7 protein-coding genes are annotated in these 9,113 nt (G+C 62.4%); 5 read left to right on the forward strand and 2 right to left on the reverse strand.

Features of this window, described 5'->3' with window-relative positions:
- Positions 1-350 precede the first annotated feature (350 nt).
- The gene (gene guaA / locus Q0K12_RS05480) at positions 351-1,898 is read right to left on the reverse strand and encodes a glutamine-hydrolyzing GMP synthase (RefSeq protein WP_297260811.1); all 1,548 of its coding nucleotides are present in this window, start codon (positions 1,896-1,898) and stop codon (positions 351-353) included.
- Between the two features lie 272 nt (positions 1,899-2,170).
- Positions 2,171-3,628, reverse strand: coding sequence for an IMP dehydrogenase (guaB, locus tag Q0K12_RS05485; RefSeq protein ID WP_297260796.1), 1,458 nt, complete (start codon positions 3,626-3,628; stop codon positions 2,171-2,173).
- Positions 3,629-4,002: 374 nt separating this feature from the next.
- Here guaB and Q0K12_RS05490 point away from each other — a divergent pair, with 374 nt between their 5' ends.
- From Q0K12_RS05490 to rimM, 5 genes are all read left to right on the forward strand, one after another.
- Positions 4,003-5,544 (forward strand): outer membrane homotrimeric porin, encoded by a 1,542-nt coding sequence (locus Q0K12_RS05490; protein WP_297260798.1) that lies wholly within the window; start codon positions 4,003-4,005, stop codon positions 5,542-5,544.
- Between the two features lie 241 nt (positions 5,545-5,785).
- Entirely contained in the window at positions 5,786-7,318 is a 1,533-nt protein-coding gene (ffh, locus tag Q0K12_RS05495; protein ID WP_297260800.1) for a signal recognition particle protein, read from the forward strand.
- Positions 7,319-7,421: 103 nt separating this feature from the next.
- Positions 7,422-7,661: a 30S ribosomal protein S16 gene (gene rpsP, locus Q0K12_RS05500; RefSeq protein WP_297228805.1), complete on the forward strand. Its 240-nt coding sequence runs from the start codon at positions 7,422-7,424 to the stop codon at positions 7,659-7,661.
- A 34-nt stretch (positions 7,662-7,695) separates the two neighbouring features.
- Positions 7,696-7,926, forward strand: a complete 231-nt coding sequence (locus Q0K12_RS05505) for a KH domain-containing protein (protein ID WP_297260803.1) — start codon at positions 7,696-7,698, stop codon at positions 7,924-7,926.
- 7 nt (positions 7,927-7,933) lie between these two features.
- Entirely contained in the window at positions 7,934-8,473 is a 540-nt protein-coding gene (rimM, locus tag Q0K12_RS05510; RefSeq protein ID WP_297260804.1) for a ribosome maturation factor RimM, read from the forward strand.
- Positions 8,474-9,113 lie beyond the last annotated feature (640 nt).

Here is a 9,113-nt window from a genome sequence, read left to right on the forward strand (position 1 = left end):
CTTCTCCCCAACCGAGCTCCGGCAGGGCAGGCGGCGCAGAGTGAGGAGGTTAGCCCAGCAAGGGGCCGATGTAAAGGCGAGCAATGTAAACGCATGTTTCCCTGTGCAGAGCAGGGGGCAGGCCGGGCAACGACAAGGCGGGGAAGGGGAGCGCCGGCTCCACCTTCCCCGCCCTCATGAGCATTTTTTGCTTGAAACGTTTTGCGTTTCAAACCATACGGCCTGTCGTTTCGCGGAAAAACGAGGTCTTCCCGCTTGGTTTGAGGCGGGCGGCGCTGTGCCTCCGCCTCGCGCTTTCCCCTTTGCAACGGCAAAACGCGTCTGCCGTCAGGCCGGGCATCTCCGGGAGGCTACTCCCATTCGATGGTGCTCGGCGGCTTGGAGGAAACGTCATAGACCACGCGGTTGACGCCCTTGACCTCGTTGATGATGCGGCCGGACATGCGGGCCAGCAGATCGGCCGGCAGGCGGGCCCAGTCGGCGGTCATGGCGTCCACGCTGTCCACCACGCGCAAGGCGATGACGTGTTCATAGGTGCGGCCGTCGCCCATGACGCCCACGGTCTTGAGGGGCAGCAGCACGGCGAAGCCCTGCCAGACCTTGCGGTACCAGCCGGATTCGCGCAGCTCTTCCTGCACGATCTTGTCCGCCTGACGCAGGATGTGCAGGCGTTCTTCGGTGATCTCGCCCAGCACGCGGATGGCGAGGCCCGGTCCGGGGAAGGGATGACGCCAGACGATGGAGTCCGGCATGCCCAGCTCGGCGGCCACCTTGCGGACCTCGTCCTTGAAGAGTTCGCGCAGCGGTTCCACCAGCTTGAGCTTCATGGTCTCGGGCAGGCCGCCCACGTTGTGGTGGCTCTTGATGACGGCGCTCGGCCCCTTGTGGGAAACGGACTCGATGACGTCGGGGTAGAGCGTGCCCTGAGCGAGGTATTCCACTTCGGGGAGCTTTTTGGCTTCCTCGTCGAAGATGTCGATGAAGGTATGGCCGATGATCTTGCGCTTCTTTTCCGGGTCTTCCACGCCCTTGAGCAGGTCGAGGAAACGCTTCTGGGCCTGCACGAAGGTAAGGTTGAGGTCGAAATGCTCGCGCAGGTAGCCGACCACCTGTTCCCCTTCATTGAGGCGCAGCAGGCCGTTGTCCACAAAGATGCAGTGCAGGCGATGCCCGATGGCCTTGTGCAGCAGCACGGCCACCACCGTGGAGTCGATGCCGCCGGAAAGGGCGCAGACCACATGCTTGTCGCCGATTTTTTCGGCCATCTCCTTGACCACGCGCTCCACGAAGGAGGACATGCTCCAGTCCGGCGTGATGCGGCAAACTTTGAAAAGGAAGTTGCGCAGCATCTGCTCGCCGTCCGCGCTGTGGTGCACTTCGGGATGGAACTGCACGGCATAGATGCGGCGCGCCTCGTCGGCCATGGCCGCCACCTCGAGGGTGGGCGTGCGCCCGGTGACGGTGAAGCCCGGCGGCGGCACGAGCACCTTGTCCCCGTGGCTCATCCAGACGCGGCTGGGGGCGGAACCGTCCAGCCCGTCCCAGAGGGCGCAGGGCGCGGCCAGCGTCAGATCGGCGGGGCCGTATTCGCGGGTCTCGGACTGGGCAAGCTGACCGCCGAGGTTATGGGCAAGCAGCTGCATGCCGTAGCAGATGCCCAGCACCGGCACGCCCAGTTCCAGGAAACCGCGGTCCAGCGTGGGGGCGTCGGCCTCGCCCACACTGGCCGGGCCGCCGGAAAGGATGACGGCCTGAGGCTGCATGGCCGCCACCTGGGCGGCGGTGACGTTGCAGGCATGGATTTCGGAGTAGACGCCGGCCTCGCGCACCCGGCGGGCGATGAGCTGGGTGACCTGCGAGCCGTAGTCGATGATGATTACCTTGCTGTGAGCCATGATCCTTCCTTGAGGCTGTGCCGTGCGGCGAGCGTTGCGGCGCGACGGCTGGGGCCTGTTGACGCTGTGCGCGGTTTATCCGGGGGGAAGGGAAACCCCTCCGCCGGCGCTGGAGGGCTTTCCCTTCCCCCCAGGCTCCCCATCCCTTCCCCAGCGCGCTTTTACCGGGGGAGGCGACGAGACATGCGGCGAGCGTTCGTCAAAAAGCTGCGGGCATGCGTGGGGTACATCCATTATTCATGTGAAACCGGCTGGAGGCTTGACGTTGATATGGTCTAGTTGTCGATACGGTAGTTGGGCGCTTCCTTGGTGATGACGACGTCGTGCACATGGCTTTCGCGCAGACCGGCCGAGGAGATCTCGCAGAACGTGGTGTTCTCGTAGAGATCGGGCAGGGTGCGTGCCCCCACGTACCCCATGCCGGAGCGAAGGCCGCCCATGAGCTGATAGATGGCGTCCATGACCGGTCCACGGTAGGGCACGCGGCCCACGATGCCTTCGGGCACGAGCTTTTTGCTGCGTTCCTGGAAGTAACGGTCGGAGCTGCCTTCCTTCATGGCGTCGATGGAGCCCATGCCGCGGTAGACCTTGTAGGTGCGGCCCTGGTACAGGATGGTCTCGCCCGGGCTTTCCTCGGTGCCGGCAAAGAGGGAACCGATCATGACCGAATGCGCGCCCACCACCAGCGCCTTGACGATGTCGCCGGAGAACTTGATGCCGCCGTCGGCCACGCAGCAGCGGCCCATCTCGCGGGCGGCGCGGCTGCCGTCCATGACGGCCGTCACCTGCGGCACGCCCACGCCGGCCACGATGCGGGTGGTGCAGATGGAGCCGGGCCCGATGCCGACTTTCACCGTGTCCGCCCCGGCCTCAAGGATGGCGCGAGCGCCTTCATAAGTGGCCACGTTGCCGGCGATGAGCTGGCAGTGGGGGAAGGCCGTCTTCACCTTGCGGATGGCGTTGAGCACGTTGACGGAATGCCCGTGGGCCGAATCCAGCACCAGCACGTCCGCCCCGGCGGCAAGCAGCTGCTCGGCGCGCGCGTCGCAGTCCTTGCCGATGCCGATGGCCGCGCCCACGCGCAGACGTCCCTTGTCGTCCTTGCAGGCGTTGGGGTACTTCTGCACCTTGTCGATGTCCTTCATGGTAATGAGGCCGCGCAGGCGGTTGTTCTCGTCCACCACAAGGAGCTTTTCGATGCGGTGCTCGTGCAGATGACGCTTGGATTCCTCCAGCGAGGTACCCATGGGCACGGTCACCAGATTCTCGCGGGTCATGTAGTCGGCCACCAGCACGGTGGAAGCGTCTTCCACAAAGCGCACGTCGCGATTGGTCAGTATGCCCACCAGCCGCTCATCGTCCACCACCGGCAGGCCGGAGACGCGGAAGTCCGCCATGAGGTCCAGCGCCTCCTGCACCGTGTTGCGGGAGGAGACCGTCACCGGATCGAGGATCATGCCGCTTTCGCTCTTCTTGACCTTTTCGATCTCCAGACGCTGACGCTCCACCGGCATATTTTTATGGATGATGCCGATGCCGCCCATGCGGGCCATGCTGATGGCCATGGCCGACTCGGTGACCGTATCCATGGCCGCGGAAAGCAGCGGGATGCGGAGCGGGATCTCCGGGGTGAGGTAGGTGGAAAGGTCGACGGCGTCGGGAGTGACCTCCGAATAGCCGGGAATGAGCAGAATATCGTCGAATGTCAGGGCCTTACCGCGATTGGTAAACATGAAGCGCCTCGCAATGTGCTGAAATTGCAGGATAATTTTGAATGGAGCATCATATCTTCTCGTGTGACACCTGTCAATGTGAAGCCTTCGGCATTCTAAAGACTTTTTAATGCGCTGATATGACTGAAGATGCGGAAAAGTAAAAATTTTTTTATCAAAACGGCATTTTTGCTTTGACACGCGGCCAAAGAGGGTATAAAAATTTAAACACGAGGAGCTGATAGGGGCCGCGTGCAGCGGCTCGCCAAAGTGGGGACTTTGGGTCGGCTCAAGGGTTTTTCGTTCGTCATCTGCAGCGAACGGAGAATTGGGGATCCGCAAGGGTAGGCCGCAAGGCCATAATCGCAGAAACCAAAAGTTAAGGAAGGAAGATCATGAAGAAGCTTATGACTCTCGCTCTGGCCGCGGGCATGCTGTTCGGTGCTGCCACCGGCGCCAGCGCTGTTGATTTCAAGGCTAAGGGGCAGTGGCTGATGGGCTTTGGCGCCGCCAACACCAGCCTGACCTCCAAGCAGAATAACGCCAAGACCGACAACGAAGACGACTTCTACGCCGTGCAGCGTATCCGTCTGCAGTTGGATGCCGTGGCTTCCGAAGCTCTGTCCGGCACCGTGTACTTCGAAATCGGCAACCACTGGTGGGGCGACAACAGCAACGGCGCCGCTCTGGGCGCTGACGGCACCACCGCCATCAAGGTGAAGCGTGCTTACCTCGACTGGCTCGTGCCCAACACCGACCTGAAGTTCCGCATGGGTCTCCAGGGCGTGCAGCTGCCCAACAAGGCCGGCGGCTCCGCTGTGCTGGATACCGACGTGGCCGGCGTGACCGCCTCCTACGCCTTCAACGAAAACGTTGCTCTGACCGCCCTGTGGGCCCGTCCGTTCAACGACAACTACTCCCAGGTGAATGACCTCGCGGGCAACCGCGTCCAGAACAAGTACAACTACAGCAACTATCTGGACAACATGGACCTGTTCTCCCTCATGCTCGATCTGAAGTTTGACGGCGTGCAGGCCACCCCGTGGGTCATGTACGGCATGGCCGGCCGCAATGCTTGGAGTGCCGTCGATGGCGAGCAGTTTAAGGATGGTAACCCCAACTTCACCATGCGTCCCTACTTTGACGGCATGGACAGGACCAACCCTTACTCTGGACGTTATGTGTATGGTTCCATGTTCTGGGCTGGCCTGCCGGTGGCCATCACCCTGTGGGATCCGCTGAACATCGAGTTCGACATCAACTACGGCTATGTGGAAAGCACCGGCCGCTATGACGTCACCAAGAAGTACACCGCCGGCTGGGGCCGCACCGTGCGTGGCAATTCTGAGCGTCAGGGCTGGCTGGCCAAGGCCCTGGTGGAATACAAGATGGATTGGGGCGTGCCCGGCATCTTCGGCTGGTATGCCTCCGGTGACGACGGCAGCGTGAAGAACGGCTCCGAGCGTATGCCCTCCATCGCTCCCATGGGCAACTTCACCTCCTTCATGGGCGACGGCAACCTTGGCTGGGTGAAGCAGGACTACAACACCAGCTATGCCGGCACCTGGGGTATCGGTCTCCAGATCCGCGACATGAGCTTCATGGAAGACCTGAAGCACACCTTCCGTGTGGCTTACTGGGGCGGCACCAACAGCCCGTCCATGGTCAAGTACATGAACAGCGCCTACGCTTGGAACAACGGCTCTGTTGATGGCCCCTACCTGACCACCAACGACGGTCTGCTGGAATTCAACCTGGTGAACACCTACCAGATCTACGAAAACCTGCAGATGAACCTCGAACTGGGTTACGTGGTCAACATGATGGATCGCGACACCTGGCGTCACACCGGCTTCAGCAATGCCGGCACCTACTACAGCCAGTACTCCAAGCAGGATATGTGGAAGGCCCAGCTGGTCTTCGCCTACTCCTTCTAAGAGTGCATAGCTCTAAAAGAGCTTAGGCAGTTTTGGGGAGAGTCCTTCAGGGCTCTCCCCTTTGCGTCTTGTACGCAAGCCTGTCCCGTCCTCCTTGCCGGGCGAGTCTGCCGCAGCATGGGCGAAGCCCTTGCGGCTTGACCTCTCCCGGCAAACAGTCTATGAACGAAAGTTCTGTGACTGCCGCACGCATCGCCTGGCCGACTGCGGCGCGTATCTTTTCCCACTGTCAGAGGTGGCCATGTTCGAGAGCCTTTCCGACCGTCTTTCTTCCGCGTTCCGCAACCTGCGGGGCCAGTCGCACCTGACCGAGGAAAACATGCAGGCGGGACTGCGCGAGGTCCGGCTTGCCCTGCTTGAGGCGGACGTCAACTTCAAGGTCGTCAAGGACTTTGTGGACAGCGTCCGCGCCAAATGCCTCGGGCAGGAAGTCCTCAAGGGCGTGAGCCCCGCCCAGCAGGTCGTCAAGGTCGTACATGACGAGCTGGTGCAGCTGCTGGGGGGGGAAACGGCCCACCTTGATCTGCAGGGCAAAGAACCGGCGGTCATCATGCTCGTGGGCCTGCAGGGCTCGGGCAAGACCACCTCGGCGGGCAAGCTGGCCAATCTGCTGCGCAAGCAGAAGATGCGTCCTTACCTTGTGCCGGCGGACGTGTACCGCCCCGCGGCCATCGACCAGCTTACCGTGCTGGCTCGGCAGCTCGACATGCCGTGTTACCCCTCCACGGTGGACATGAATCCTGTGGATATCGCCAAAGCCGCGCTGGCCGAAGCACGGGCGCAGCAGGCCACGGTAGTGCTGCTGGATACGGCGGGCCGCCTGCATGTGGATGAGCCCCTCATGGAGGAGCTTTCCGCCATCAAGGCCGCCGTGCAGCCGCAGGAGATCCTTTTTGTGGCCGACGCCATGACCGGCCAGGATGCGGTCACCGTGGCCGAATCCTTCAACGAGCGGCTCGGCATCAGCGGCGTGGTGCTGACCAAGATGGACGGCGACGCTCGCGGCGGCGCGGCCCTCTCCATCAAGGCCGTCACCGGCGCGCCGGTCAAATTTGTGGGTATGGGGGAAAAGCTGTCGGAGATGGAGGTCTTCCATCCTGACCGTATCGCCGGACGCATCCTCGGTATGGGCGACGTGCTGACGCTGGTGGAGCGCGCGCAGGAGACCATCAATGCCGAAGAAGCGGAGGCCCTTGCCCAGAAGATGCGCAAGGCCAGCTTTGACCTGGAAGATTTTCGCACCCAGATGCGGCGGGTGAAAAAGCTCGGCTCGCTGGACAGCATCCTCAAACTTATCCCGGGGCTGGGCGGCCTGCGTGAAAAGCTGGCCGAAATGAACGGCGCCGTGCCGGAAAAGGAGATGGCGCGCACCGAGGCCATCATCAACTCCATGACCATGGCCGAGCGCCGTAATCCCGATATCCTCAATGGCAGCCGCCGCGCGCGTATTGCCAGAGGGGCCGGTGTGAGTGTACAGCAGGTCAACCAGCTCGTGCGCCAGTTCGAGCAGATGCGCCAGATGATGAAGGGAATGCTGGGTGGCGGCAAACCCAAGGTGCCAGCCATGCCCAAATTGCCGCGCGGCATGCATCTGCCTGCCGGAATGGGCGGCATGGCGCAGGGCATGGGCTTGCCCGGCATGCCGCCCGGCGCGGGGATGCCCGGCATGCCCGGCATGGGCCTGCCGTCGCTGCCCGGGGGCGGCTCCGGCAAGGGAGCGGCCGCCAAGAAGCGCAAAAAGCGCGAGCGGCCCGCCAAGCGCAAGAAAAAATGACAGACGCACGTCTGTTTGGCTTTGTCCGGCAGGAGCGGCCCGGCTTGCTCTTTTGCCCACCTCACGTTACAAGAAAATTATCATAACCAAGGGAGTTTGACTCATGGCTGTAAAGCTGAAATTGACCCGCATGGGCAGCAAGAAGCATCCTTTCTACCGCGTGGTGGCCGCCAACGATGAAACCCGTCGTGACGGTCGTCCGCTGGATTTTCTGGGCTACTACAACCCCATGACCTCGCCCGCCGAAGTGAAGTTCGACGTCGAAAAGGTCAAGGAATGGCTCGGCCGCGGTGCGGAACCGACCGACACCGTGCGCGCGCTCATCAAGAAGCACATGGGCTAATGCCGTGCCTTCTTCCGGCGCGGGGGAGGTTCGTATGAAGGATTTGATTCTCTATATCGCCAAGTCGCTGGTCGATAAGCCCGACGAGGTGCGCGTCAGCGAGATTGACGGCGAACAGACCACAGTGCTGGAACTCAAGGTTGCCAAGGAAGACCTCGGCAAGGTCATCGGCAAGCAGGGGCGTACGGCCCGTGCCATGCGTACCCTGCTCAGCGCCGCCTCGACCAAGTGCGGCAAGCGGACCGTGCTGGAAATCCTGGAGTGACCGGCTCATGCCGCAATGGATCCACCTGGGCACATTGTTGCGCCCGCATGGCATCAAAGGGGAGATCTGCATCGAATGGTATGCGGACTCCCCATCCTTGCTTGACGCGCCGCTGTCCCTGCAAGTAGGGCAGCGGCCGCCGTATCCCGTGCGGGTCGCCGGCCACCGGCAGCACAAGGGCCGTCCGCTCGTGACGCTGGAAGGCGTTCCCGACCGTACCGCCGCCGAAGCGCTGCGCGGGGCGCGTCTGCTCATCAGCCGCGACGACCTGCCGGCTCCCGAAGACGACGAGATCTATGTGGAAGACTTGCTGGGCTGCGCCGTCCTCCTGCCTGACGGCAGCCGCCTGGGACGGCTCGACCATGTGGAATATCCCGCGCCGGACAAGGAGATCTGGAGCATCTTCACCGACGACGGCAAGGAAGTGCTCTTTCCCGCCGAAGCCTGTTTCATCGAAGGCTTCGACCTCACAGATCCCGATGCTCCCTCGGTGACCATAGCGCCGCCTCCCGGCCTGCTCGACATCTATCTGCAGGACCCCGCCTGAAACGAAACGTCCCGTTGTCGCGGGACGTTCTTGTTGGGACGGGGGAGGGGAACCTTTGCAAAGGTTCCCCTCCCCCGAACCCCCACCCCTCGAAAATCTTGCTCTGGTCAATGACGAACGTCTTGCCGCGCCGTTCGCCATTGTCTCGTCCGTCCCCCGGCGATATGGCGAGGAAAGCAAGCGTTGCCGCAGGGCAACCTAAAGCGTTTTAGCTTTGAAAAAGGGAAAAGGCGGCGACACAGCGCCGCCCGGCTCAAAGTGAGCGGGAAAACCGCGTTTTTTCCGCAAGACGACTGGCCGTATGGTTTGCAACGTGACGCGTTGCCAACTGAAAATGCTCTATCTGACCGGTAACAGGCCCGGCATGCTGGCCGCTCAGGGCTGTTGCCGCAAATCGGCAAATCGTTTCGACGGGTGAGGGAGCCCATTGCTATACGCTCCGCGTGCTTTTGGGGGCGGGCATTCCTCGTCTTCCTGACTCTTCCACAGTAAAAGCGCGCTGGGGAAGGGATGGGGGGCTTGGGGGGAAGGGGAACCCCTCCCGCGCCGGCGGCGATCCAACGGGCGGCCCGAAGGGCCGTGCCTGTTAGGCCGTAAGGCCTTACAGGCATCGACAGCAGAGCGAGGGGTTCCCCTTCCC

The organism is uncultured Desulfovibrio sp. (genome assembly GCF_944324525.1).
GTDB lineage: Bacteria > Desulfobacterota > Desulfovibrionia > Desulfovibrionales > Desulfovibrionaceae > Desulfovibrio.

Bases quoted from the DNA above. Each gene is read 5' to 3' on its own strand.
- guaB (WP_297260796.1), bottom strand. From the start codon at position 3,628: ATGTTTACCAATCGCGGTAAGGCCCTGACATTCGACGATATTCTGCTC.
- Q0K12_RS05490 (WP_297260798.1), top strand. From the start codon at position 4,003: ATGAAGAAGCTTATGACTCTCGCTCTGGCCGCGGGCATGCTGTTCGGT.
- ffh (WP_297260800.1), top strand. From the start codon at position 5,786: ATGTTCGAGAGCCTTTCCGACCGTCTTTCTTCCGCGTTCCGCAACCTG.
- rpsP (WP_297228805.1), top strand. From the start codon at position 7,422: ATGGCTGTAAAGCTGAAATTGACCCGCATGGGCAGCAAGAAGCATCCT.
- Q0K12_RS05505 (WP_297260803.1), top strand. From the start codon at position 7,696: ATGAAGGATTTGATTCTCTATATCGCCAAGTCGCTGGTCGATAAGCCC.
- rimM (WP_297260804.1), top strand. From the start codon at position 7,934: ATGCCGCAATGGATCCACCTGGGCACATTGTTGCGCCCGCATGGCATC.